This is a genomic window from Sapientia aquatica (assembly GCF_004358105.1).
GTDB classification, from domain to species: domain Bacteria; phylum Pseudomonadota; class Gammaproteobacteria; order Burkholderiales; family Burkholderiaceae_D; genus Solimicrobium; species Solimicrobium aquaticum.
The window spans coordinates 296,618-319,115 of record NZ_SMYL01000001.1; the positions used below are offsets into that span (position 1 = coordinate 296,618).

Here is a 22,498-nt window from a genome sequence, read left to right on the forward strand (position 1 = left end):
TTAACTTGACATGATCCCTAAAATTTTTATTCTCGACGACGAAGCTCCCGCGCGCCAACGCATCCGCATGCTGCTCTCGGATATCGCCGCTGAGTGTCCAACCGATGTGGTAGGTGAAGCAGAACACGCGCAGCCCGCGCTCGATGCAATTGCATTGTGTCGACCCGATATTGTTTTGTTGGACGTGCAAATGCCGGGCATGAGCGGAATCGAATTCGCGCATCATTTATTGCAGAACACGCAAGCACAAGTGGCGCCGAGCGTGATTTTTTTATCGGCGCACGATGCCTACGCCTTGCAAGCGTTCGAAGTACATGCATTTGATTATTTGTTGAAACCGGTGCGCGCCCAGCGTTTGCAAGAGGCGCTATTGCGCGCAGTGAAGATACGCGAAAAAATGCACGGTGTAAGTTCGTTAAGTTCGACTGAATCAAGCAATGCTATGCCGAATTCGGGCGCAAATTCTAGCGCATCTTCGGCAACGAACATCGTTGCGCTACCGCGTAAATATTTTTCTGTCATGGAACGAGGCCGTATTGTGTTAGTCGCGGTACACGATGTCTTGTACATCAAAGCCGAGCAAAAATATCTGACGCTGCACACGCTTGAGCGGCAATATTTAATCGAAGATTCGCTGCAAGCAATTGAGCAAGAAATGGCAACCGTGTTTGTACGAATTCATCGTAACGCACTGATCGCTAGATCGGCATTGATCGGCGTAGAACGCGGCATGGAATTGGATGAGCAAACAGGGAAAATGACCGAGGCGTGGCAAGTGATTTTACGCGATTGCAAAGAGCGCTTGCCGATTTCGCGCCGTTTGTGGCCAACAATTAAAGCGCTAGTTAAATAAACTTATCGAGGGAAATCGGATGATGTCAGCTTATTTCGCATTCTTCCATCACATCGCTGCGTTTGCTTTAATGACCGCTTTAGCGCTAGAACTTGTGCTGCTAAACGGCGAGTTGAGTGTCCTCAGAGCCAAGCAATTAATGCGGGTTGATTTGATTTATGGAACGGCGGCGGGATTGGTGTTGTTAATCGGTTTGCTGCGTGTTTTCTATTTTGAAAAAGGCTCGTTCTACTATTTCCATAACTTTTATTTTCACCTCAAGCTCGGCGTATTTCTGCTGGTCGGTTTGCCGTCGATTATTCCAACGATGGAGTTTTTGTCGTGGCGAAAAATAGCGGCTAAAGGGGAGTTGCCTGTGATTGCGCCAAAGAAGTTGAAGTTAATAAAGCTGATCATTCATCTGGAGTTGCTAGGCATTGTGGTGATTTTATTTTGCGCCGCGCAGATGGCCAAGGGTGCGGGGGTAATTGGTTGACGGGTAAATTAGAGCCGCTAATTTACCCGTTGATTGGTCAACGATGTATTTTGCCTATAGTTAGCTGCTGCGGCTAACAACAGAAGCCGTGGCAATTAATTCATCCAACAACGCCATCGTGGCATGCCCGGAGCAAGCAAACGGATTGAGTTCCTGCTTCTCGGAGTATTTCAACAACACCGACGGATTCACTTTGGTCATATTGACTTGACCCATGGTCCACGCGCCAAAGCGGCGTTCGGAAATTTCTTCAAAACTCAAAATCCGCACATTGACGTGTCGATCATCGCGCACGATGGTGTTGAACAATTGGCACACTGGGTCGCGGCCACCTTCTAATACTTGGATAAACAAATCATCGCTGTAGCACAAAATTCCAGTGATACCGTTGGTGCGATTATTGTTGCGCGATTTGTCTAGGATGGCGTCGGTGGTGGTGATCGCCAAAGGAGCTTTGGCGCGGCTGGCATAAAGCAGTCGAACTAGCATGGTATTCCTCAGTTCTTTAAATTGATTAGGGAAAGAAATTCGCGCCGTAAATTAGCGTTTTTTAAAAACGAACCGCGCATTACGCTGTTCACCATTTTTGTTTCAGAATCTTTCACTCCGCGCCAGTGCATGCAAAAGTGATCTGCTTCCATAACGACCGCTAAACCGTCAGGGTTGACTTTGTTCATCAATAATTCCGCCATCTGAATAATGGCTTCTTCTTGAATTTGTGGTCGCGACATAACCCATTCAGCCAAGCGGGAATACTTGGATAAACCGATTAAGTTGGAATTTTCATTCGGCATCAAACCTATCCACAAACGTCCCATAATCGGGCAAAAGTGATGGCTGCATGCGCTGCGCACGGTGATCGGGCCGACAATCATTAATTCATTCAAATGCTCGGCATTGGGGAATTCGGTCACTGGAGGAGCGGTGACATAGCGGCCACGAAATACTTCGTTCAAATACATTTTAGCGACGCGGCGCGCGGTGTCTTGGGTGTTGTGATCGCTCTCGGTATCGATGACTAAGCTCTCTAACACGCCTTTCATCTTGCCAGCGACTTCGTCTAACAAAGCGCTGAGTTCGCCCTCGTGGATGAAGTCAGCAATATTGTCGTTGGCATGAAAACGCTTTTTCGCTTGTTGCAGTCGATTGCGGATTTTGGTGGATACCGGAAGGTATTTCGCTTCTTCCGTTGGATCAGAAACGCTTTTGGTTGTCATTGGGAATCCGCTCTTAATAGTTGATAAGGTGGTAATTGTTGTGTTCGGTTTTTGGGGAATGCGTATGCGGCGTTTGGGTTGGTTTCAAGCAGCGCCGAAGGAGTGCTCAAAAAAGTGAATAGCGCGATTTTAACTGGATTTAGTTGGCTGTGCATTTCAGCTACCATTCGACGGTTTTGCCGTTATGGTCGAAAAATCCGCCGTTGTCAGCCGAACTTAAATTTTCGATTACTTGCAGCAGTCGCTGGGCGGCGATTTCCGGAGATACCACATTGGGCGCTGATTTAACAAATTGGTGGGACAGCGCTGTCTGGACCGTACCTGGGTGCAGCGCTACGCAGATCGCATGCGGTTTAGTGCGGCGCAATTCAATCGAAGCGGTTTTCATTAATTGGTTAAGCGCCGCTTTGGAAGCGCGGTAGCTGTACCAGCCGCCTAGTTGGTTGTCTCCAATGCTGCCTACGCGCGCAGACAACGTGGTAAAGACACTGCGTTCTTGCGTCGCTAACAAGGGCAAAAAATGCTTCATGATCAGCGCTGGGCCGATGGCGTTAATGGCGAACGACTTTGCCATCGCCAATGGTTCAAGCTGCTTCCAGCTTTTCTCTACCTCGCAGCCTTCGCCGTGCAGAGTTCCTGTGGCATCGATGATGAGCCGTAAATCGTTGGTGTGCGCCGCGACTTCTTGTGCGGCGTGCGCAATCGTAGATTCATCAAGTAGATCGAGCCTGATGTAGTCAGAGCGGGCGCAGCCCAGCACCGTGGCGAAGCGCTGACTGCTTTGTAATTGCGTCAGCAGCGCATTGCCGATGCCGCCAGTCGCGCCAATAATGAGCGCAGCGGGCGATGCTGCGAGAGCGCTGTGTTCCGCGGTGTGCAACTGTTCTATCACGCTTTCTTAGCCCAAGCTGAGCACCAACCTTTGGCATTGACTTGTTTGCCGCCCATGATGGCGCATGCACCCCAAGGATCGCTCGCTGCGCCTTGGTACAGTTGGCAATTGCTGCACACATGACCCGCTGCATAGCCAGCGAATTTTTTACCATCGACTTTGGTGGCATCGTGTTTGTAACCCAGCGCATTTGCAGTTGCGTCGGTTTCTTCAATGTGTGCTGGTGCGGCGCTAGCTTTGCCGATTGCGCTCAAGGCGATTAGGGTAGGGACTGAATAAGAGATAAATTGGCGGCGAGTGGTCATGATGTACCTTTCGAGTAACCCAGTAATAATAAATGAGTAAGTCAGGCGTTAATAAGGTACTCACGTCTGGCTTACTTGAAGCGCGTTATTACTGGGCACCGCGCTCAAAATTTTGTTCTGTAGCAACAAGATAGGGCAAATAATTCTATTTGTCCAGAGATTGAACCTATGTTTTTCTAAAACTCCAGTACAATACCTGTTCACATTAACCAAATGGCGAACATTATGAACTCAATTACGTCGACAATTTCCGATTCCACCGATAGTAAAGCCGCTCCGACTTACCGCAGCGGTTCGGCCGCTAGGCTATCTGGCGTCCCTGTAGAAACGTTGCGTGTTTGGGAGCGTCGCTACAGTGTAGTGAACCCAAAACGCTCCGAACATGGCCAGCGTGAGTATTCCTTGGACCAAATTAAGCAACTCAGTTTGATTAAGCAACTGGTCGATTTGGGCAATCAAATCGGCGTTGTCGCACGTTTGTCCCGGGAAGAGTTACTCGAAATGTTGTCCATCACCAAAGCCAGTGCAGCCGATTCTTCATCGGCCAATGGCGCGTCAAAAGCCGAAGCAAATCACATTCGCGTGGCAGTCGTGGCTGAGCGCATGGGAACGAGTTTAGTTGGTATGTGTAATTGCTCGGCCGTGTTGGAAGTAATCGGCAACGGAACGACGATGAAAAACGCTTTAGCAGGCTGGGCGGAGGTAACTGCCGAAGTGTTGTTGGTTGAAATTAACGAAATGGCTGATGTTGATCTGGATTCGATAGACCAAATTCGGCGCAAAATCAAAGCCTACGGCGGCGTGATTTTGTACCGTTTTGCGCGTCATTCGGTCATCCGCAAACTGCGTTCAGCCGGCTTTGTCGTGGCGCGGATTCCATCTGACCCGAAAGAAATCGAAGCGCTATGCCAACGCGCCTTAGTAATGCATGTGTTGACCCAAGCGCCGACTAAGTCGCACGAAGCGACTCAACCCGAGGTTGCCGCCGCCCGCTTCAACGACAAAGCCCTATCCGCTATCGAATTAGCGTCCAATTCGGTGTACTGCGAATGCCCGCGTCATTTAGTCGATATCGTGCGCACTTTGTCGAGTTTCGAGCGCTACAGTGCCGAATGCCAAAACCGAAATTTAGACGACGTCGCGCTGCACCATGCGATGGGAAAGGCTACTGCGCAAGCCCGCGTGATTATGGAGAAAATGTTGGAGCAAGTGGCCAAGGCAGAAGGATTGCCGCTGCCGGATTAATCGTGCCACAAACACCCACGTAAAAAAGGCTGCTTCGACGCAGCCTTTTTTACCTAATCTTCACTGATCTTGCTCAGCGAGAAATCTTTCCATTCGCGCCGATGATGGTGGTCTCGACCCATTGTGATGCGTTATTTGATCGGGTGAAATCCACCACAAATCCGCCTAAGTCCAAACGCATGCCATGCAAAGCTGCATTGATCGAATCGGCGTTGACTTTGCCGTTGATGCGCTTGATCGCTTCGACAGTTACTTTAGCGGCGACGTAGCCTTCGATGCTGGCATAACTAAAACTTGGATTACTGTTATTGGCTGCCATCGCACGTCGATATTCGGCGGATAGAGTGGTGGGCTCGGTGTGCGGACTTGGCATCACAGCCGGAACAACCACGCCACGGGCGGCAACACCTGCCAATTGCGCCAGCGGTTCAGTTCCCACGAACGACAAGGTGGTGAAGATTCCCACGAAGCCGGCTTTGCGCGCTTTGATTAACAATTCACTTTCGGTTTTGTAGGCGCTCACGACAAACACTGTATCGACGTGATTGGTCGCGATTTTAGCCAGCGCCGCATCGACGTTGGTTGAGTTACGTTCAACAGTTTCTGTCCAAATCACCTTGATGCCGGGATGCTTAGCGAGTGCTGCTTGCATGGCGCGCAAACCGGCTTCGCCGAAGGCATCCTTTTGATACACAATGCCCATCGTGCGCAATCCCATGCCGTCAACTTCTTTGGCGATGGTCAATGCTTCATCGTTATAGCTGGCGCGAATGTTGAAGGCATTTTCGTATTTGCCGTCGCGCAGACTGTCGGCGCCGGTGTAGGGGCCAATAAAGGGCAAACCAGCAGTCTTAATGGTTGGGAGCGCTGCCACGCTAGTTGGCGTGCCGACATAGCCCACCAATGCGACGACTTTATTCTCAGTGATTAATTTTTGGGTGTTTTGAATTGTGCGCTCAGGCTCGTATCCGTCATCCAAGGTGATTAATTTAATTGGGCGACCATTGACCCCGCCACGCTCGTTGACTTGATTGAAATAGGCATTCATGCCGCGTGCCATTTCGGTACCCAACATACTCGCCGGTCCGGTTAGCGCGGCGGACTGACCTAGGACGATGGGTTCTGCTGCAAGCGAGGCCAGTGGCGCGGCCAGCGCGAGCAGGGCGGCGGCTAGTTTTAATGGGGACGAAGTGAGTAGTCCTGCTAACCGAAGCGACCATTTGTTCATGATAATTTTTCCTGGATTCTAGAGGTACTTGTGCGACAAAGTGAATGTCGTGGTGCCGTCGCTGCATGCAGCGTTAGGCTAAGTTAAACGATGTCGAAGATAGGTTGAAATGCCCGTAAATTCTCCGAGTCAGCTCGGAGAAACTTAACGGTTGACGATAACGTAGTATAACAGTTTCCGCGGTGCAATAAAATTGCTGGAGATCAATGGACGTACATCAAATGCTAGGAAATTTATTTAGTTTTGGTGGCTTTTGGAGTACAAACAACATGGCTTTTATTTTATTTTCTTTAAATTGTGCAGATGCAGCAAAATTTAACAATTATTCGAAAATTTATATGATATATATGGGCTTCCATAAATTGTGCGTTCGCACAAAAAGGAGGTTTTATGTACCATTATTTTTATTCTGAAGACGACGATGATGTCCAAGAAGATTGGCTAGACGAGCAAATTCCGCCGCCACCAATCGAAGATTTGCCGATTGGATTAATTGCCGATGAAATGTAAGTTGCCTTAGAAATTGTTACTTAGTTTTAGTTAATGCAAGTTATCGCCAATATTGGCGCTCTTTTGCAAGAACTCAGCAGCGTTTTATAGTTGGATGATCGAGCTGAAAAGAATGAGTTTTGATCATGCAAAGCACGAACTGTTGACTATTTTTTGGGAGGTAAATTTAACTATGCTTCATTACGTTAAGCGAAAAAAATGCCCAGTCGTTACTGGGCATTTTGCTTTGTAGCGGAAATGTATTTTTCTCAGAAGTGTTTTAAGCCGAGTGCAGTTTTCACTTCTGACGTGGTTCGCGCTGCCACTTCACGCGCTTTTTCCGTACCTTCTTTCAGTATTTGAATGATGTAGCCACGGTCTTGTGCCAATGCAGCGCGACGCTCGCGGATTGGGCGGATTAATTCTTGCAGACATTCCTCCAAACGTTTTTTGACCGTGCCATCGCCCAGGCCACCACGCACATAATGCGCTTTCATTTCAGCGAGCGATTCTTTGTCTTGGTCGAATGCATCCAAATAGGTGAAGGCGACGTTGCCCTCTAAATGACCTGGATCTTCAATGCGTAAATGCAGTGGATCGGTGTAGGTTTTTTTAACGGCGGCGCGGATTTCTGATTCGGTGGCACCGAGGTTGATGACGTTACCCAGCGATTTGCTCATTTTGGCTTTGCCATCAATGCCCGGCAAGCGACCAATTTCAGGCACCAGCGCTTGGCATTCCACCAGAATTTCTTGATTTGCTAAACGATTAAAGCGACGCACGATTTCATTGGTTTGCTCAATCATCGGAATTTGATCTTCGCCGACCGGAACCAAGGTTGCTTTAAACGCGCTAATGTCGGCTGCTTGGCTTACTGGGTAAGTCAAAAATCCTGCCGGAATATCGCGTTCAAAGTTTCGCAGGCGGATTTCTTCTTTAATGGTTGGATTGCGTTCTAGACGCGCTACAGTCACCAAATTTAAGTAATAAAAAGTCAGTTCGGTTAATTCGGGAATCTGCGATTGAATAAAAATCGTACTTAACTTCGGGTCTATCCCAACCGCCAAATAATCCAACGCCACTTCCACCACGTTACGATGCACTTTGCCCGGATCGTCCATATTGTCGGTTAAGGCTTGCGCGTCGGCCAGCATGATGAATTGCTTGTATTGGTGCTGGAATTTAACGCGGTTGGACAAGCTGCCAACGTAATGACCTAAGTGCAATGGGCCAGTGGGGCGGTCGCCGGTCAGGATTAGGTGAGTTTTATTTTCTTGAGTTGACATAGTTTTCCAGTTTGTCAGCACGGCGCCCGGATTTTTTTAGCTTAACGTTGGTTGGGCTGGTGAAATGGCGGGCAGAGTGACGACGATAAAGCGGATCGAGCAATTTTAATGGTGTTCGGGATTGCGCCATGCTATCCGTTTTGGTTCGCGCGGCAAATAAAGAGCGCCATCATGCCGCGCAGAAAGTTGAGTGTCAAGGCGCAACATCGCAGCAAAATCACTCGACTTAGTTACTTAATCGGGGTAATTGGCTTGCTCGGAAGCAGGGCGCGGCTTTCAAGTCGCCAGCTCATCGCGGTCAGGCTAATCGTGCCAATGGCAAAATAAATAAATCCAAACCACCACAGCGCCAAGGCCAGCGAGAAGAAAAAATAGCGATTGCCGAACGAAAACATATGACCTGCCGTGTTCAGTAGCGCTGTCGCTTGCTCTGGGACTGGTACATAACTTGACTCAATGTTACTGGCATCAATTGATTTGCCTTGCTTGGGCATTCCCAGTAAATACCCAACGTGGCCATATATCCGAATCGATTGCGCAAAATGCCAAAACGCCAAAAAAATCACGAGCAACAAGCTGCCGACTTTAATGCGCCACACTCCGTGGGTTACGGCGTCCCCCAGCCAATGGGCGGCAAACTTATCTGGGTCGCTCACCAACGTCATGGTGGCAATGACCAGCAGCACACAAGTCGACGCCATGACAGTGGCGCTCATAATTGAGTTGCGCAACACCTGAGCAGCCAGAATTTCATTGCCCGAATGAGTTAGAATCGCGGCCACCCAATGTTGGCGTGACTGCTGATTAAAGCTGCGCAAGGCCTGTGAGCCCAGAAATCCATGATCAAACAGCCAGTAATAAAGTACCAATAATGTACTGACCGCTAGCACCATTCCCAACTCGGTTAGGGCTGGGTTGTCGAGTAAATCCATGATTTTTCCGTAGGTAGGGTGCAAATAAGGGGCAAATAGTTGCTAAATGGGCGAATTCTACGTAGTGGATTAACTTAACGCAATATTACTCCAAAGCCATATGATAAAATCCGCTACCAAAATTACGATTAATCGGCGGTTTTTTGTAGTAAAGTGCGCCCCCCGTTGCGCCCCAATTTGCTCAATTCGCCAGCCAAGAGAGAACCTGTCTTGACCACCTCATTACCCAAAAAACTAATAATAGCGACCCGTGAAAGCCGTTTGGCGATGTGGCAAGCCCAGCACGTGCAAGCCCGGCTCCAGAGCTTGTATCCCGATTGCGTCATCGAATTGCTCGGCATGACTACGCGCGGTGATCAAATTTTGGACCGTACCTTATCCAAAGTCGGTGGCAAAGGCTTGTTTGTCAAAGAGTTAGAAACGGCGATGCTCGATGGTCGTGCCGATATGGCGGTGCATTCCCTAAAAGATATGCCCATGGATGTGCCGGAAGGCTTGCAATTAACCGCGGTGTTGGAGCGCGAAGACCCGCGTGACGCTTTTGTGTCGAATGACTTTGCTGCCTTAAATCAGTTGCCGGCAGGTGCCGTGGTGGGAACCAGCAGTTTGCGCCGACAAGCAGCCTTGATGGCGCAGTTTCCGCACCTCAACATTAAACCGCTGCGCGGCAATTTGGATACCCGTTTGCGTAAGCTCGATCAAGGCGAATATGCCGCCATTATTTTGGCAGCCGCTGGTTTAAAGCGGCTTGGTTTGCCGCAACGTATCCGTTCTTACATCGAGCCAGAAGAAAGTTTGCCATCCGCCGGACAGGGAGCGATGGCGATTGAAATTGCCGACAATAATCCAGAATTGGCTGCTTGGTTAGCTCCCTTGAATGATCTTACGACGGCGCAAGCGGTGCATGCCGAACGCGCCGTGTCAAAAGCGTTTGGTGGTAGTTGTCAGATTCCGTTGGCAGCGCATGCGGTGATTGATGGCGCGCAAATGCGTTTGCGCGCATTTATTGCCTTGCCAGACGGCACAAAAATTGTGCGTGCCGAAGCCAGTGGGCCGAGTTCCCAGGGCGCTGAGTTAAGCGCGCAAGTCGTTAAGCAATTACAACAGCAAGACGCCGCCGCGATTTTGGCGCAATGTTTAGCTGAAACGGCGCAAGCGTAACCCTTTTCTTGATGAGCGTTACGCTGAGCACTTTGCGCTGTGTTGTCAGCAAGCAGTCATAGTCTTTGAGTAGATTCGATACTACCCTAGCTAGTGGCAACCGAATTGAAGCAGCTAATGACCCTTCCATGAGCAATCCAAAACCCATCGTAATCACCCGACCAATTGGCCAAGCGCGCCCGTTAGCGCAGCGCTTGACGGGTTTGGGTTATGAGGTTGCCATGTTCCCCTTGTTAGAAATCGAAGGTTTGCAAGTCGATTCGGCGCTTTACGCTCAATTACAACAAACCTTAGGCCAATTGCCGCGCTTCGCTTTAGCGGTGTTCGTCAGCCCCAACGCGGTGCATTCGGTGTTTGCTGCGCTGGATCAACTCGGCCTGACTTGGCCCAATGCCCTGGCTTTGGCGGTGGTGGGTGAGGGCAGTCGTGTTGCGTTGGCTGAGCACGGGATTAACGATGCTACGCACCGGATTTATTGCCCGACCGATCCATTTCGCAGCGATTCAGAGACCTTGTTATTAGAGCTGGATTTACCTACATTGAAAGGCCGTGATGCCTTAATTTTTAGAGCGGAAAGCGGACGGGAGTTGTTGTCGGATGCATTGTTGGAGCATGGCATTAATGTCACCAAGGTCGTCGCTTATCGACGGTTGTCCCCAACTTCGGATGGCGATGACGCGACTCGGTTAGCTCAGCAATTGCAGGGTTTGGTTTTCAATTCATCCGCTTGGGTGGTAAGTAGTTCGGAAGCACTGCGTACCCTTGTTGAACTGACAAAAAAACTGCTTGGTGATGCGACCGTTGTTCATTTACAACAAGTAAATTTGTTAGTATCTCATCATCGTATTGTAGAGACCGCCGAAAAATGTGAATTTAAGTGTATTCGCCTCATCGGTTCAGGCGACGAAAACCTCTTGCTCGCGTTACAATCTAGCCCATGAACGAATCCCCGAATACTTCCCCAACTCCAGAGCAGCAACCTGCTGATTCAGCTTATCCAGTCAAAACGACCATGGAAAATACTCCTGTTAATTCAGCTCAAGATATCAAATCGTCTCCTTCGCCAGCTTTGTCTTCGACCAATTTAACTTACGGCGCCATTATCGGCTTGGCCGTTTTATTGGTCGCGCAATGGTGGAGCTCCACCAATCAAATTAGTCAGTTACGCGAAGAATTAGCGCGCCGCTTGCAAGCCGTTGATGCGAGCAATGCGGAAACTAAAACGATAGCCAAATCATTCCAAGAAGCAGGCAAGGAATTGCAAGTCAAAGTCGGTGTGCTAGAAAGTAAGCAGTCCGAGACAGAAAGCCACGCCTTGGCGTTGCAGCAGTTGTATCAAGATTTATCCAAAAATCGCGACGATTGGGCTTTGTCCGAAATCGAACAAGTCTTGTCCACCGCAAGCCAGCAATTGCAGTTATCGGGCAATGTGCAAGGTGCATTAATCGCCTTGCAAAATGCCGACGCGCGTTTGGCGCGCTCCGATAAGCCGCAATTCATTACCATTCGCCGTTCCATTGCACGCGACATTGACCGCCTAAAAGCGTTGCCTAATTTGGATTTGCCGGGCATCGCGTTGCGCTTAGATAGCGCGATCGCACAAGTTGAATCAATGCCGTTGTGGGTGGATGAAAACCAGGTTGTGATTGCTAGTCCGGTGAAAGTGCGTGAACCCGCTAAGCCAGCAGCAAGCGCGGCGAAGAGCGCAAGTAACACTAAAAACAGCAAAGACGCTCGCACCGCCGAGCCAAGCACCGCGTCCAGCTGGTCTGTTTGGTTGGACGACCGGTGGCAAAGTTGGTCGACCGAAATGTGGGGTCAATTACGCCAGTTAGTCCGCATCCGTAACGTCGAAAACCCCGATGCCTTGTTGCTCACGCCAAGCCAAGGTTACTTCGCCAAAGAAAACGTCAAGCTGCGTTTATTGAATGCGCGTTTGGCTTTGTTGTCGCGCAGCGAAACACCTTTTAGAAGCGACATGATTGCGGCGCAAGACGAAATCGCCCGCTACTTCGACACCCGCGCCAAACAAACCCAAACTGTGCAAGCCTTGTTGCGCCAAATTCAAAACAGTAACGTCTCGATCGAAATGCCGAGTTTGGCCGAAAGCTTAAACGCCGTGCGTAATTTTACGGTGAAGCAATAATGGGCTTTTTTATCCGCTTAGTCTTGCTATTTACGACGGCCGTTTTGGTCGCGTTATCCGCTCGCTTTAATCCCGGCAATGTCGTCTTGTTCTATCCGCCGTATCGGATAGACATGTCATTGAATTTATTTATTCTTGCGGTGCTCGTTGTGTTCGCCTTGTTGGGTGTGCTGTTTTACACCATCAGCATGACCAAACAAATGCCTGAGCGGGTTGCGGCTTATCGCCGTAGCAAAGGCGAACGCGAAGGCAATAAAGCGCTGCGCGATTCCCTCAAAGCATTTTTTGAAGGTCGCTTCGGCCATGCTGAAAAAGCCGCCATGCGGGCTGCTGAGTTGCCAGAAAATGAAGCATTGGCCTCGTTAATTGGCGCACGTGCCGCGCACAACATGGGGCAAATGGATAGACGCGATGCGTGGTTGGCCGGTATTGAAGACAATCAGCAATACAAAGTCGCACGCTTGGTGAGCGCCACCGAATTATTGGTCGATGGACACCAATCTGGCTTGGCTTTGCAAGCAGTGAAAGAATTAAACGCCAACGGTACGCGCCACATTCATGTCTTGCGTTGGGCCTTAAAAGCCAATCAGCAAGCCAAGCAATGGACCGAGGTATTACGCTTGGTAAAAGCGCTCGATAAACATCGTTCACTGCATCCAGCCTTATCGCTACGACTGCGTGAATTGGCATACCAAGATTTGCTGTCCGATCATGGACATGACGCCGAATCGATACGCCGTTTGTGGTACAGCATTCCAGCCGAGGATCGCTTGAAACCATTTGTCGCCGCCTTAGCTGCGCGCACGATGGTCGCGCAAGGTTTGTACGATGATGCACGTAATTTGCTCGAAAAAGCGTTGGATGAATCGTGGGATGATCGCTTGATTGTCGCTTACCGCGAAACCGCAGCCAAAGAAGGTTCCGCAGCGTTATTGAATCAAATCGAACGCTGTGAATTTTGGATGGGTAAATATCCGATTGATCCCGAGTTAGCCTTAACCATGGGCGTTTTGTGCTTACACCAAAAGCTGTGGGGCAAAGCCGAATTAAGCCTGCAACAAGCTTTGTTGTATGGCTCTGACCCGACCTGTTTGCGCGAAGCGAATCTGCGTTTGGCGCAATTAAATGAACAATTAGGTGAGCAAGAAAAGGCGGCCGAGTATTACCGCGCTTGCGCTTTGATTGCCGAACGTTCGTAACGATTTCTGTATGTGTTATCCGTTGATTTTTAATAGAGAGAAGCAAAATGAGTTTGAATAAAATCCCAGCAGGCCGCGACCTTCCACATGACTTTAACGTCATCATCGAAATTCCAATGAATGCCGATCCGATTAAATACGAAGTGGACAAAGAAAGCGGCGCGATTTTTGTTGATCGTTTTATGGGTACAGCGATGCATTATCCGTGCAACTACGGTTATGTTCCGCAAACCATTGCTGGCGATGGCGACCCGGTGGATGTGTTGGTAATTACGCCTTTCCCGCTGATTCCTGGTGTGGTCGTTCGTTGCCGCGCAATTGGCGTATTGAAAATGACTGACGAAGCGGGTCAAGATGCGAAAGTGTTGGCGGTTCCGGTAGATAAGATTTTGCCGATTTATTCGCACTGGCAAAAACCGGCAGACATGAACGAATTGCGTTTGCGCCAAATTCAACACTTCTTTGAGCATTACAAAGATTTGGAAAAAGGTAAGTGGGTTAAGGTCGAAGGTTGGGGCGGCCCAGAAGATGCGCACACAGAAATTTTGGATGGCGTAGCGACTTACCAAAAATCTATCGCTTAATTAGTTGGCTGCGCCGCTTATTTGGCGCATCAGCTTGTAGATGGCATTATTTTTGTCCCAAGTTGGGATGGAAATGATGCCATTAGTTTTTGTGTGGGATGAACAGCAGTTTAAATTTGCGCCAAGCCGCGCTGTGTGGTCGACGTTTGCGCTTTATTCGTGACTATTTGCCCAGCCAAGAATGCAAGGAAACAAATAACGCCACCGCGATCGCGATGCAGCTTAACCAAAATAACCGACCACGTTCCCCTTCAGCCTTATCATTTTTTCGGCTGCTTTTTTCAGCGGCTTGTTTTTGATCGCGCTTTTCTGCCAGCACATAACGTCGTAATTCCAATGCCATTTCCGCAGCAGATTGATAGCGCTTATCCGGAGTTTTGGACATCGCTTTAACCGCAATTTTGGACAACGCTAACGGAATGTCGGGATTGATTTCGTGTGGAGCTTTGATCGGTTTGTTGATAATCATGTGAATCAGACTATCCATGTCGCGCGATTGAAACGGCTTTTGGCGGGTCAGCATTTCATACATCACAGCACCGAGCGAATAGATGTCGGTGAGTTTATCCACCGGTCGGGCTTGCGCTTGTTCCGGCGACATATAGTTGGGTGTGCCCAAAATATTGTTATTGAATAAGGTTGCTGGCTGTTCGGCGTTGGCGGTGGTTTCACGTTTGACGGCGCGGGCGATGCCAAAATCGACCAACTTGGTCTGCATATTTTCTTGGATGAAAATATTGGCAGGCTTAATGTCGCGATGAATCACTCCTTCGTTGTGCGCGTATTCCAAACCTTCGGCAATTTTTTGAAGCATTTGCGCGGCAACCAAATACGGCAACGGTTTGTTGTCCGCCAAATATTGACGTAAATCCTGTCCCTGCAAATATTCCATGGCGATGAAACTTGCCGTTCCCTCGCTGGATGCGTCAAAAATTGTGATGATGTTGGGATGCGACAAGCGACCAGCCGCGCGCGCTTCGTTCATGAAGATTTGATCGCGCTGCTTTTTCTCTTGCGAGGAAGGTAAATTGTGGAAAATTTTGATGGCAACCGCTCGGTCAATGACCGGATCGTGACCAAAATAAACGGTGCCAATTGCACCGCGCCCCAATTCCCGGTAAAGCAAAAAACGCCCTACTTTTTTAATAGGGGTCATGCTGGAGTGAATTTGAGGTGGGTTTGAATTCATATCGGGCTAGTTTTATCGCTTATTATTTTCCATATGGCAAGTATTATTGGGTAATTCACAATTTAGGTCAAATTGCTTATCGTGACATTGTAATTTGTATTGCAGAAAATCTTAAATACATACGGGAGTATCTGGCTTGATTAATTTCGATTTAATCGCCTGATTTTATTCAAAGATAATATATACCCCATTTTTTCACATATATTTTTAGCTCTCTACGGATATGTAATCGTTCAAATTTCTACTTTGGGGTGGGGAGTATTTTTGTCGCTTAGTTTTAACAGAATCAAATTCACTGGTCGGAGCTTTTATCTTGATCTATTTGATTCATTGACGATTTCCCATGTTTGGCAAATGGACTGTGTTCTTCGAGTTCATTGATGTAGTTATTGATTCCAACTTGCTCCCGTTCGAGGAAGCGCTCAATCGCTTCAGCAAACGCAGGATGATTGACATAATGTGCAGAATAGGTGGTTTTTGGCAAAAATCCACGTGCCATTTTATGTTCGCCCTGAGCGCCGCCTTCAAAATAGCGCAAACGATTCGCGATACAGAATTCTAATGGCTGGTAGTAGGCGGTTTCAAAATGCAGGCAAGGGTGATACTCAACACAGCCCCAGTAACGTCCATACACGGTTTCTTGGTCGAGAAACAGCAGCGAGGCAGCAATCGGTTTTCCTTCGCGGTAGGCCGTGATCATTAAAATGTTGTCGGGCATCGTTTCGGCAATTTGCAAAAAGAATGCTAAGTTGAGATAACCGATTCCACCGTGTTCGTAATAGGTGTGGTTGTAACATTCGACGAAAAATTCCCAATCAGCGCGGCTGATTTGATCGCCGACTTTATGCCGAAAACTGATATTGGCCTCGTTGACCTTGCGGCGTTCGGCCAAGATGTTTTTGCGTTTCTTTTGCGCCAAGCTAGCCAGAAAGCTTGCAAAATCAGTGTAATTTTGATTAGTCCAATGAAACTGCACACCGTAACGCAGCATGTAACCGGCAGCTTGCAATTGGTTTGCCTGAGCCTCGGGAAGAAATAACAGATGGGTCGTTGAAGTGTTGCCGGCCTCGCTGTGCTGGATGAGCGCGCCCAGTAATGCGTCGAAAGCGGCCTGATCAACTGCTAACAGCCTCGGCCCTGTAACTGGCGTAAATGGAATGGCCGATAGCAATTTAGGGTAATACGGCAGATTGTTTTGTTCAAATGCATTAGCCCAAGACCAATCGAAGACATATTCGCCATAGGAATGAGTTTTTAAATACATGGGCAGCGCAGCGTGTAACTCATCGCCCTTCCAAAGCGTCACAAAGTGAGTACCCCAGCCCGTTTTGGTGCAGGCGCTGCCCGATTGTTCTAGCGCGCTTAAATAGGCGTAGGACAGAAATGGGGTGGTCTGTTGATTAAATGGCGCGCCGCGGCATTGCTCCCATTGGTCGGGAGTAATTTCGGATAAATTTTTTATGATAGCCGTGCGATAATTCGCTACTTGCATATATCGATAGTCTTCCATCATGGTCAAGCTTGGATTGGTTCAAATGAATAGCACTGTTGGCGCGTTGGCCGACAATGCTGATCGTATTTTTAATTTCGCCCGCAGCGCCTATCAACAAGGCGCGCAGATTGTTCTCACGCCAGAATTATCGTTGGTCGGTTATCCGCCCGAAGATTTATTGTTGCGCGATTCGTTTTACCGCGCTTCCGATGTCGCTTTGGACGAGTTGGCCAAGAGATTAGCAGAATTCGTGGATTTGCATGTGATCGTTGGTCATCCGCTGATGGAGCAGGGGCGTCGCTTTAATGCAGCGTCGTTGTTAGTCAATGGCCGCGTTGTGGGAAGCTACCGCAAACAGGATTTGCCCAATGGTGACGTGTTCGATGAAAAGCGTTATTTCGATTCGGGTAAAGATTCCTTGGTATTTAGTTTGGCTGGTGTGAAATTTGGATTGGCGATTTGCGAAGATTCGTGGAATACATCGGTTCCCGCACAAGCTAAATCGGATGGCGCGCAAGTTTTGCTGATTTTGAACGGATCGCCATATCACATGAACAAGCAGCACTTGCGCCAGCAGGTCATGCGCGACAACGTCAGCGCGCAAGGCATGTCCTTGGCCTTTGCCAATCTGGTGGGCGGGCAAGATGAATTAATTTTTGATGGCAATTCGTTCGTCTTGAATCAGCAGGGCAAGTTAGTCGCGCAACTCAAGCATGCCCAAGAAGATATGCAGCTCATTACGTTTGATAACGGACAGCCCGTCGCTGGCGTGCTTGAGCCGGAACTGTCAGTCGAGGCGCAGGTATATCAAGCCTTGGTGCTGGGTGTGCGGGATTACATTTCCAAGAACGGTTTCCCCAGCGTTTTGCTCGGATTGTCGGGTGGCGTGGATTCCGCGTTAACCTTGGCAATTGCGGTCGATGCATTGGGTGCAGAGAAAGTGCGGGCCGTGATGATGCCGTCGCCCTATACCGCCGAAATATCGTGGATCGATTCGCGCGAAATGGTGGCTAAATTAGGCGTGCGCTACGATGAGATTTCAATTAACTCTTGTTTTGACGCTTTCACCTCAACGCTAGCAACAGAATTTGCAGGTTTGCCGTTAGATACGACCGAAGAAAATATCCAAGCCCGGATCCGCGGTACGATACTCATGGCGCTGTCCAATAAATACGGCTCGATCGTGCTCACGACAGGCAATAAGAGTGAAATGGCAGTCGGGTATTGCACTTTATATGGCGACATGGCGGGTGGCTTTGCGGTGCTCAAAGATATCGCTAAAACATTGGTCTATCGTCTCTGTGCGTACCGCAATAGTTTGTCGGCAGTCATTCCTGAGCGCATTATTACTCGTCCACCTTCCGCAGAATTGCGCCCTGATCAAACCGATCAAGATTCGTTGCCGCCATATGAAATTCTGGATGGCATCATGCAATTGCACATGGAAGAAAATTACTCGACTGAACAAATTTTGGCGGCAGGTTACGCCAAGCAGGATGTCGATCGGATTACGCGTTTAATAAAAATCAACGAATACAAGCGCCGCCAATCGCCTGTTGGTATTCGCGTTACACATCGCGCCTTTGGTCGCGATTGGCGTTACCCAATTACTTCGAAGTTCAGAGATTAGCGGTATCAATTTTGAGCAAACTGGTCTGTCATCATTCAACATAACGTAAAACACGGAGCACATCATGAAACAAATTACTGCCGTTATTAAACCTTTTAAGCTCGATGAAGTGCGCGAGTCCTTGGCTGAAGTGGGCGTTACTGGCTTAACGGTCACCGAAGTAAAAGGTTTTGGTCGTCAAAAAGGCCACACCGAGTTGTATCGTGGCGCTGAGTACGTAGTCGATTTTTTGCCGAAAATTAAGGTGGAAGTGGTGGTGGATGATCAGGTGGTGGACAATGCCGTGGACGCCATCATCAAAGCGGCGCGCACTGGCAAAATCGGCGACGGTAAGATTTTTGTTCAAAACATTGAACAAGTCATTCGTATCCGCACCGGTGAAACAGGTTCCGAGGCAGTTTAATTCGATAAAAGCTCAGAAAATTGCCTGAAAACAACTGATAACGAAGTTGCTTGAGAGCCATAGGTTAGAATAGAACAATGAAAATACTAATAAGTAACGACGATGGCTATCAAGCACCCGGTATTTTGGCTTTGGCTGATGCCATGTCCAAAATCGCCGAAGTAGTGGTGGTTGCGCCAGAACGCAATCGCTCTGGCGCATCCAACGCGCTGACCTTAGATAAGCCGTTATCGGTGTCCAAGGCGGGCAATAACCTGTATTTTGTCGATGGAACGCCGTCGGATTGCGTTCACATTGCGCTCACGGGTTTGCTCGATTACCGGCCTGATTTGATTGTTTCTGGCATTAATCAAGGCCAAAACATGGGTGACGACACGCTGTACTCTGGCACCGTTGCTGCGGCTACGGAAGGTTTTTTATTTGGTATTCCGGCCATTGCATTTTCGCAAGTCGATAAAGGATGGAGTCATCTCGATGACGCGGCGCGCTTTGCGTTGGATTTTGTAAAGCATCGTTTGGACAAATTAGCGTCCCCTTATTTATTGAACGTCAATATTCCCAATCGTCATCTTGCCGAAATAAAAGGCGTGCACCTTACGCGCTTGGGAAAACGTCATCCGTCCGAGCCAGTGATTAAATCCGCCGATCCACGCGGCAATCCAATTTATTGGATTGGGCCGTCCGGTGCGGCCAAGGAAGCGGGCGAGGGGACTGACTTTTATGCGACGGAGCAAGGGTATGTTTCGGTGACACCGTTGCAGATTGATTTAACAAATACGGACTTACTGGCGAAATTAAGCAAGGATTGGTAATAATGACTGCAAAAAGCCATAAATTTCCTTTGCCGCTTTCTTCGCTAGACAATAAGTCCACGCATCGCACTACCAAAAGTCATCACTCTGCCACCGTAGCCACCCCCCAAACTGCCACGCAAAACGTGCGTCAGCATGTGGCACGGCAGCAAGCTGTAAAAAATAATGCGGGGTTATCGGAAGATAAATCAGCAAAAAATACTGTTGTCGTGGCATCACCGCGAAAATCTACTTCCGCTCAGGCTGTACAAACTACCCAAGCAGGTTCGTCGCAGCCATCGAAACCGATGTCTTCTGCAAATCTGGCCGCGCCACGCCGCGCGATGGTGCAGAGACTAAGTCAGGCGGGCGTACAAGATAGCGTTGTTTTAGATGCAATGGACACGGTTCCGCGCCATGTTTTTATTGAATCGGGTTTGGTCGGGCAGGCGTACGTCGATGCGTCCTTGCCGATTGGTCATCATCAAACTATTTCGCAGCCCTATATTGTGGCGCGCATGATTGAAATAATGCGTAATGGCAGAAAATTGCGCAATGTATTGGAAATTGGCACTGGCTGCGGCTATCAAGCGGCCGTTCTTGCACAATTGTGCGAAAACGTCTATTCGATAGAGCGGATTAAGCTATTGCATGAATTGGCTAAGAAAAATTTGCGTTCTCTTCGGATTGCAAATTTACGTTTGCATTATGGTGATGGTATGCACGGTTTACCGCAAGTTGCACCGTTCGATGGTGTGATATTGGCGGCTGCCGGAATGCAGATTCCAGACGCTTTATTGCAGCAATTAGCTATTGGTGGTCGTTTGATTGCTCCTGTTGGGGAGCGGCAACAAGTGTTGCAGCTAATCGAACGTACTGGAAACGCAAACTGGACGAAAACGGTACTTGAGCAATGTCATTTTGTACCGTTGCGCCCAGGCATTATTTAAAGAAGAAGTGTAATCGCATGAACAGTTTAAAAAAGATAACCGGCTATGTGGTGATCAGTAGCATGTTGGCAGCTTGCAGTACACCAACAACCAAAGCACCAATTGAAGATAGAACTCCGGTGGTAATTAAGGAGCAACCGAAGCCGGTGGTGGTTGTTTCAGCGCCAAAGCCTGACGATACACAAACGCAGTACGTGGTAAAAAAAGGCGACACCTTATATCGAATTGCCTTAGATAAGGGGCAAAGCTATAGCGATATTGTTAGTTGGAATAATTTAGCCAATCCGAACGATATTAAAGTTGGTCAAGTATTAAGGATTGCTCCGCCTGATTCGGCGGGAGGACAAACGAGTGGCGTTGCGTCGAGTGGAGTGGAAGTTCGTCCGTTAAATGCAACGAATGCAGTGCCATCCGGCAATAATAAGAATTCGCCACGCGCCGACAAGCGTCCATACACGGAAGCGACGTTAGCGGAAATGCAAAAAAATGATGTGATAGATGCAACAACGAGCAAAAATCTTCCAAAAACTCCGGAAAAAACAGCAGAAAAAATAGCTGACCCAGTAATAGTTGATGAAATTGTGTGGAATTGGCCTGCGGAAGGTAAAGTTGTTGCAAATTTTGACGATAACAAAAGTAAGGGGATAGATATCACTGGAAAATTAGGTCAGGATATTTATGCCGCAGCTGCCGGAACGGTGATGTATGCCGGTAGCGGTATACGTGGATACGGTAATTTGGTGATCATCAAACATTCCAATAACTTGTTATCTGCCTATGCACATAATAGAAGCATTGTAGTAAAAGAAAAGCAGATTATTAGTAAAGGGCAGAAAATTGCCGAGATGGGGAATTCAGATAGCGATGTAGTGAAGTTGCATTTTGAAATACGTCAGCAAGGAAAGCCCGTCGACCCGACTAAATTTTTACCGGGTCGATGAAATCGAGAAGTATTCCATCAACCTAAAGTCGAGTTAATGCTATGACAGCCAAACACAGTCTCCTAATAGAAGATGAGTTATCTGAGGATGCATCGGAAGATTTACGCGAAGTTGAATTATCAGATGGTTCTAATGAAGATGGTGATGCTGGTGATGCAAAAGAATCTATTGTTGAGCCAGTCGATGAATTAAAAACAGTGTTGGCAGCAGAGTTATCTACAGATACAACGCAGTACTATTTAAATCAAATCGGTACGCGTCCGTTACTTACGGCACCAGAAGAATTGGCTTGGGCAACCCGAGCTAAAAAAGGTGACTTTATCGCGCGCCAAAAAATGATCGAACACAATTTGCGTTTAGTTGTGTCTATTGCAAAACATTACATCAATCGCGGTGTGGCTTTGTTAGACATGATCGAAGAAGGCAATTTGGGTTTGATGCACGCAATTGATAAGTTTGAACCAGAACGCGGCTTCCGCTTTTCTACTTATGCCACTTGGTGGATTCGCCAAAGTATTGAACGTGCAATCATGAACCAAGCGCGCACAATTCGTTTGCCAGTCCATGTTGTGCGTGAATTGAATCAAATTTTGCGCGCCAAATACCATATCGAAGCGCAACATCACGATGGCCGTGATGCAGCGATTGAAGATATTGCCAGTTTAGTCGGTCGTCCAATGGGTGAAGTGCAAGATATTTTGGCTTTGTCAGAACACGCAACTTCCTTGGATATGCCACTCGACAACGATCCACAATCTAGCTTGATGGATATGTTGCCAGGTGACAGCGACGATGGACCAGACTCTCGTGCTGAACGCCGTGAATTAAGTGTTTTAGTGCGGGAATGGTTGTCCAAGCTTCCGGACAAACAACGTGTGGTCATCATGCGTCGCTTTGGTTTGGATAATGATGATCCTGCAACATTAGAAACATTGGCCGAAGAAATGGGCGTTACCCGTGAACGCATTCGCCAGATTCAACAAGAAGCATTAATTAAACTGAAACGTTCGTTCTCATCAAGAGGCGTTGGGCGGGATGCGTTGTTATGATCCTAACCGGATCGGTAGCAATGACACGATGAAGGGGCGCT

General features: G+C 48.4%; 23 protein-coding genes. 14 read left to right on the forward strand and 9 right to left on the reverse strand.

Annotation, left to right across the window (positions count from 1 at the left end):
• Window positions 1-10: 10 nt before the first annotated feature.
• Window positions 11-853, forward strand: a complete 843-nt coding sequence (locus E2I14_RS01355; RefSeq protein ID WP_133324679.1) for a LytR/AlgR family response regulator transcription factor — start codon at window positions 11-13, stop codon at window positions 851-853.
• A gap of 19 nt (window positions 854-872) precedes the next feature.
• Window positions 873-1,328 carry a DUF2214 family protein gene (locus tag E2I14_RS01360; protein WP_227544549.1) on the forward strand — a complete coding sequence of 152 codons (456 nt, stop codon included), beginning with the start codon at window positions 873-875 and terminating at the stop codon, window positions 1,326-1,328.
• Between the two features lie 60 nt (window positions 1,329-1,388).
• Here E2I14_RS01360 and E2I14_RS01365 read toward each other — a convergent pair whose 3' ends face one another.
• The 4 genes from E2I14_RS01365 to E2I14_RS01380 all read right to left on the reverse strand — a co-directional run bounded on the left by E2I14_RS01365 (window position 1,389) and on the right by E2I14_RS01380 (window position 3,742).
• On the reverse strand, window positions 1,389-1,817 hold the full coding sequence (locus E2I14_RS01365) for a BLUF domain-containing protein (protein ID WP_133324681.1): 429 nt from the start codon (window positions 1,815-1,817) through the stop codon (window positions 1,389-1,391).
• Window positions 1,818-1,825: 8 nt separating this feature from the next.
• Window positions 1,826-2,545, reverse strand: a complete 720-nt coding sequence (gene folE / locus E2I14_RS01370; protein ID WP_133324683.1) for a GTP cyclohydrolase I — start codon at window positions 2,543-2,545, stop codon at window positions 1,826-1,828.
• Between the two features lie 160 nt (window positions 2,546-2,705).
• On the reverse strand, window positions 2,706-3,437 hold the full coding sequence (locus E2I14_RS01375; RefSeq protein ID WP_227544550.1) for an SDR family NAD(P)-dependent oxidoreductase: 732 nt from the start codon (window positions 3,435-3,437) through the stop codon (window positions 2,706-2,708).
• A complete protein-coding gene (locus tag E2I14_RS01380) occupies window positions 3,434-3,742 on the reverse strand; it encodes a high-potential iron-sulfur protein (protein WP_133324685.1) in 309 nt (102 codons plus the stop codon). Before E2I14_RS01380 ends, E2I14_RS01375 begins: the two co-directional genes overlap by 4 nt.
• Before the next feature lie 225 nt (window positions 3,743-3,967).
• On the opposite strand from E2I14_RS01380, the gene E2I14_RS01385 reads away from it, so the two are divergent.
• The gene (locus tag E2I14_RS01385; RefSeq protein ID WP_165967717.1) at window positions 3,968-4,987 is read left to right on the forward strand and encodes a MerR family transcriptional regulator; all 1,020 of its coding nucleotides are present in this window, start codon (window positions 3,968-3,970) and stop codon (window positions 4,985-4,987) included.
• Window positions 4,988-5,060: 73 nt separating this feature from the next.
• Here the strand turns inward: E2I14_RS01385 and E2I14_RS01390 are convergent, their stop codons facing one another.
• From E2I14_RS01390 to E2I14_RS01400, 3 genes are all read right to left on the reverse strand, one after another.
• Window positions 5,061-6,215: an ABC transporter substrate-binding protein gene (locus E2I14_RS01390; protein ID WP_133324689.1), complete on the reverse strand. Its 1,155-nt coding sequence runs from the start codon at window positions 6,213-6,215 to the stop codon at window positions 5,061-5,063.
• A 758-nt stretch (window positions 6,216-6,973) separates the two neighbouring features.
• Window positions 6,974-7,990 (reverse strand): tryptophan--tRNA ligase, encoded by a 1,017-nt coding sequence (trpS, locus tag E2I14_RS01395; RefSeq protein ID WP_133324691.1) that lies wholly within the window; start codon window positions 7,988-7,990, stop codon window positions 6,974-6,976.
• 230 nt (window positions 7,991-8,220) lie between these two features.
• Complete coding sequence (locus E2I14_RS01400; protein WP_133324693.1) at window positions 8,221-8,922, reverse strand: DUF599 domain-containing protein; 702 nt, start codon at window positions 8,920-8,922, stop codon at window positions 8,221-8,223.
• A 210-nt stretch (window positions 8,923-9,132) separates the two neighbouring features.
• On the opposite strand from E2I14_RS01400, the gene hemC reads away from it, so the two are divergent.
• The 5 genes from hemC to ppa all read left to right on the forward strand — a co-directional run bounded on the left by hemC (window position 9,133) and on the right by ppa (window position 14,012).
• Window positions 9,133-10,083, forward strand: coding sequence for a hydroxymethylbilane synthase (gene hemC / locus E2I14_RS01405; protein WP_133324695.1), 951 nt, complete (start codon window positions 9,133-9,135; stop codon window positions 10,081-10,083).
• 128 nt (window positions 10,084-10,211) lie between these two features.
• Window positions 10,212-11,024 carry a uroporphyrinogen-III synthase gene (locus E2I14_RS01410; RefSeq protein WP_133324697.1) on the forward strand — a complete coding sequence of 271 codons (813 nt, stop codon included), beginning with the start codon at window positions 10,212-10,214 and terminating at the stop codon, window positions 11,022-11,024.
• On the forward strand, window positions 11,021-12,229 hold the full coding sequence (locus tag E2I14_RS01415) for a uroporphyrinogen-III C-methyltransferase (protein WP_133324699.1): 1,209 nt from the start codon (window positions 11,021-11,023) through the stop codon (window positions 12,227-12,229). Before E2I14_RS01410 ends, E2I14_RS01415 begins: the two co-directional genes overlap by 4 nt.
• The gene (locus E2I14_RS01420) at window positions 12,229-13,428 is read left to right on the forward strand and encodes a heme biosynthesis protein HemY (protein WP_133324701.1); all 1,200 of its coding nucleotides are present in this window, start codon (window positions 12,229-12,231) and stop codon (window positions 13,426-13,428) included. The genes E2I14_RS01415 and E2I14_RS01420 overlap by 1 nt, the downstream gene beginning before the upstream one ends.
• Before the next feature lie 47 nt (window positions 13,429-13,475).
• The gene (gene ppa, locus E2I14_RS01425) at window positions 13,476-14,012 is read left to right on the forward strand and encodes an inorganic diphosphatase (RefSeq protein WP_133324703.1); all 537 of its coding nucleotides are present in this window, start codon (window positions 13,476-13,478) and stop codon (window positions 14,010-14,012) included.
• A 163-nt stretch (window positions 14,013-14,175) separates the two neighbouring features.
• Here the strand turns inward: ppa and E2I14_RS01430 are convergent, their stop codons facing one another.
• Both E2I14_RS01430 and E2I14_RS01435 read right to left on the reverse strand, forming a co-directional pair.
• Window positions 14,176-15,168 carry a serine/threonine protein kinase gene (locus tag E2I14_RS01430; protein WP_165967718.1) on the reverse strand — a complete coding sequence of 331 codons (993 nt, stop codon included), beginning with the start codon at window positions 15,166-15,168 and terminating at the stop codon, window positions 14,176-14,178.
• A 325-nt stretch (window positions 15,169-15,493) separates the two neighbouring features.
• Window positions 15,494-16,693, reverse strand: coding sequence for a GNAT family N-acetyltransferase (locus E2I14_RS01435; protein ID WP_133324707.1), 1,200 nt, complete (start codon window positions 16,691-16,693; stop codon window positions 15,494-15,496).
• Between the two features lie 16 nt (window positions 16,694-16,709).
• Between E2I14_RS01435 and E2I14_RS01440 the strand changes: the two genes are divergently transcribed.
• From E2I14_RS01440 to rpoS, 6 genes are all read left to right on the forward strand, one after another.
• The gene (locus tag E2I14_RS01440) at window positions 16,710-18,323 is read left to right on the forward strand and encodes an NAD+ synthase (protein ID WP_133324709.1); all 1,614 of its coding nucleotides are present in this window, start codon (window positions 16,710-16,712) and stop codon (window positions 18,321-18,323) included.
• Window positions 18,324-18,387: 64 nt separating this feature from the next.
• On the forward strand, window positions 18,388-18,726 hold the full coding sequence (locus tag E2I14_RS01445) for a P-II family nitrogen regulator (RefSeq protein WP_133324711.1): 339 nt from the start codon (window positions 18,388-18,390) through the stop codon (window positions 18,724-18,726).
• Window positions 18,727-18,803: 77 nt separating this feature from the next.
• A complete protein-coding gene (gene surE, locus E2I14_RS01450; protein ID WP_133324713.1) occupies window positions 18,804-19,538 on the forward strand; it encodes a 5'/3'-nucleotidase SurE in 735 nt (244 codons plus the stop codon).
• A gap of 287 nt (window positions 19,539-19,825) precedes the next feature.
• Window positions 19,826-20,467, forward strand: coding sequence for a protein-L-isoaspartate(D-aspartate) O-methyltransferase (locus tag E2I14_RS01455; RefSeq protein ID WP_406675697.1), 642 nt, complete (start codon window positions 19,826-19,828; stop codon window positions 20,465-20,467).
• A gap of 17 nt (window positions 20,468-20,484) precedes the next feature.
• Window positions 20,485-21,408, forward strand: coding sequence for a peptidoglycan DD-metalloendopeptidase family protein (locus E2I14_RS01460; RefSeq protein WP_133324717.1), 924 nt, complete (start codon window positions 20,485-20,487; stop codon window positions 21,406-21,408).
• A gap of 41 nt (window positions 21,409-21,449) precedes the next feature.
• Window positions 21,450-22,457, forward strand: a complete 1,008-nt coding sequence (gene rpoS, locus E2I14_RS01465; RefSeq protein ID WP_133324719.1) for an RNA polymerase sigma factor RpoS — start codon at window positions 21,450-21,452, stop codon at window positions 22,455-22,457.
• Window positions 22,458-22,498: the final 41 nt, after the last annotated feature.

Bases quoted from the DNA above. Each gene is read 5' to 3' on its own strand.
- surE (WP_133324713.1), top strand. From the start codon at position 18,804: ATGAAAATACTAATAAGTAACGACGATGGCTATCAAGCACCCGGTATT.
- E2I14_RS01435 (WP_133324707.1), bottom strand. From the start codon at position 16,693: ATGCAAGTAGCGAATTATCGCACGGCTATCATAAAAAATTTATCCGAA.
- E2I14_RS01415 (WP_133324699.1), top strand. From the start codon at position 11,021: ATGAACGAATCCCCGAATACTTCCCCAACTCCAGAGCAGCAACCTGCT.
- E2I14_RS01360 (WP_227544549.1), top strand. From the start codon at position 873: ATGATGTCAGCTTATTTCGCATTCTTCCATCACATCGCTGCGTTTGCT.
- E2I14_RS01460 (WP_133324717.1), top strand. From the start codon at position 20,485: ATGAACAGTTTAAAAAAGATAACCGGCTATGTGGTGATCAGTAGCATG.
- E2I14_RS01385 (WP_165967717.1), top strand. From the start codon at position 3,968: ATGAACTCAATTACGTCGACAATTTCCGATTCCACCGATAGTAAAGCC.
- E2I14_RS01420 (WP_133324701.1), top strand. From the start codon at position 12,229: ATGGGCTTTTTTATCCGCTTAGTCTTGCTATTTACGACGGCCGTTTTG.
- E2I14_RS01390 (WP_133324689.1), bottom strand. From the start codon at position 6,215: ATGAACAAATGGTCGCTTCGGTTAGCAGGACTACTCACTTCGTCCCCA.
- E2I14_RS01455 (WP_406675697.1), top strand. From the start codon at position 19,826: ATGTCTTCTGCAAATCTGGCCGCGCCACGCCGCGCGATGGTGCAGAGA.
- rpoS (WP_133324719.1), top strand. From the start codon at position 21,450: ATGACAGCCAAACACAGTCTCCTAATAGAAGATGAGTTATCTGAGGAT.
- E2I14_RS01430 (WP_165967718.1), bottom strand. From the start codon at position 15,168: ATGACCCCTATTAAAAAAGTAGGGCGTTTTTTGCTTTACCGGGAATTG.
- E2I14_RS01380 (WP_133324685.1), bottom strand. From the start codon at position 3,742: ATGACCACTCGCCGCCAATTTATCTCTTATTCAGTCCCTACCCTAATC.
- trpS (WP_133324691.1), bottom strand. From the start codon at position 7,990: ATGTCAACTCAAGAAAATAAAACTCACCTAATCCTGACCGGCGACCGC.
- ppa (WP_133324703.1), top strand. From the start codon at position 13,476: ATGAGTTTGAATAAAATCCCAGCAGGCCGCGACCTTCCACATGACTTT.
- E2I14_RS01410 (WP_133324697.1), top strand. From the start codon at position 10,212: ATGAGCAATCCAAAACCCATCGTAATCACCCGACCAATTGGCCAAGCG.
- folE (WP_133324683.1), bottom strand. From the start codon at position 2,545: ATGACAACCAAAAGCGTTTCTGATCCAACGGAAGAAGCGAAATACCTT.
- E2I14_RS01445 (WP_133324711.1), top strand. From the start codon at position 18,388: ATGAAACAAATTACTGCCGTTATTAAACCTTTTAAGCTCGATGAAGTG.
- E2I14_RS01355 (WP_133324679.1), top strand. From the start codon at position 11: ATGATCCCTAAAATTTTTATTCTCGACGACGAAGCTCCCGCGCGCCAA.
- E2I14_RS01365 (WP_133324681.1), bottom strand. From the start codon at position 1,817: ATGCTAGTTCGACTGCTTTATGCCAGCCGCGCCAAAGCTCCTTTGGCG.
- E2I14_RS01400 (WP_133324693.1), bottom strand. From the start codon at position 8,922: ATGGATTTACTCGACAACCCAGCCCTAACCGAGTTGGGAATGGTGCTA.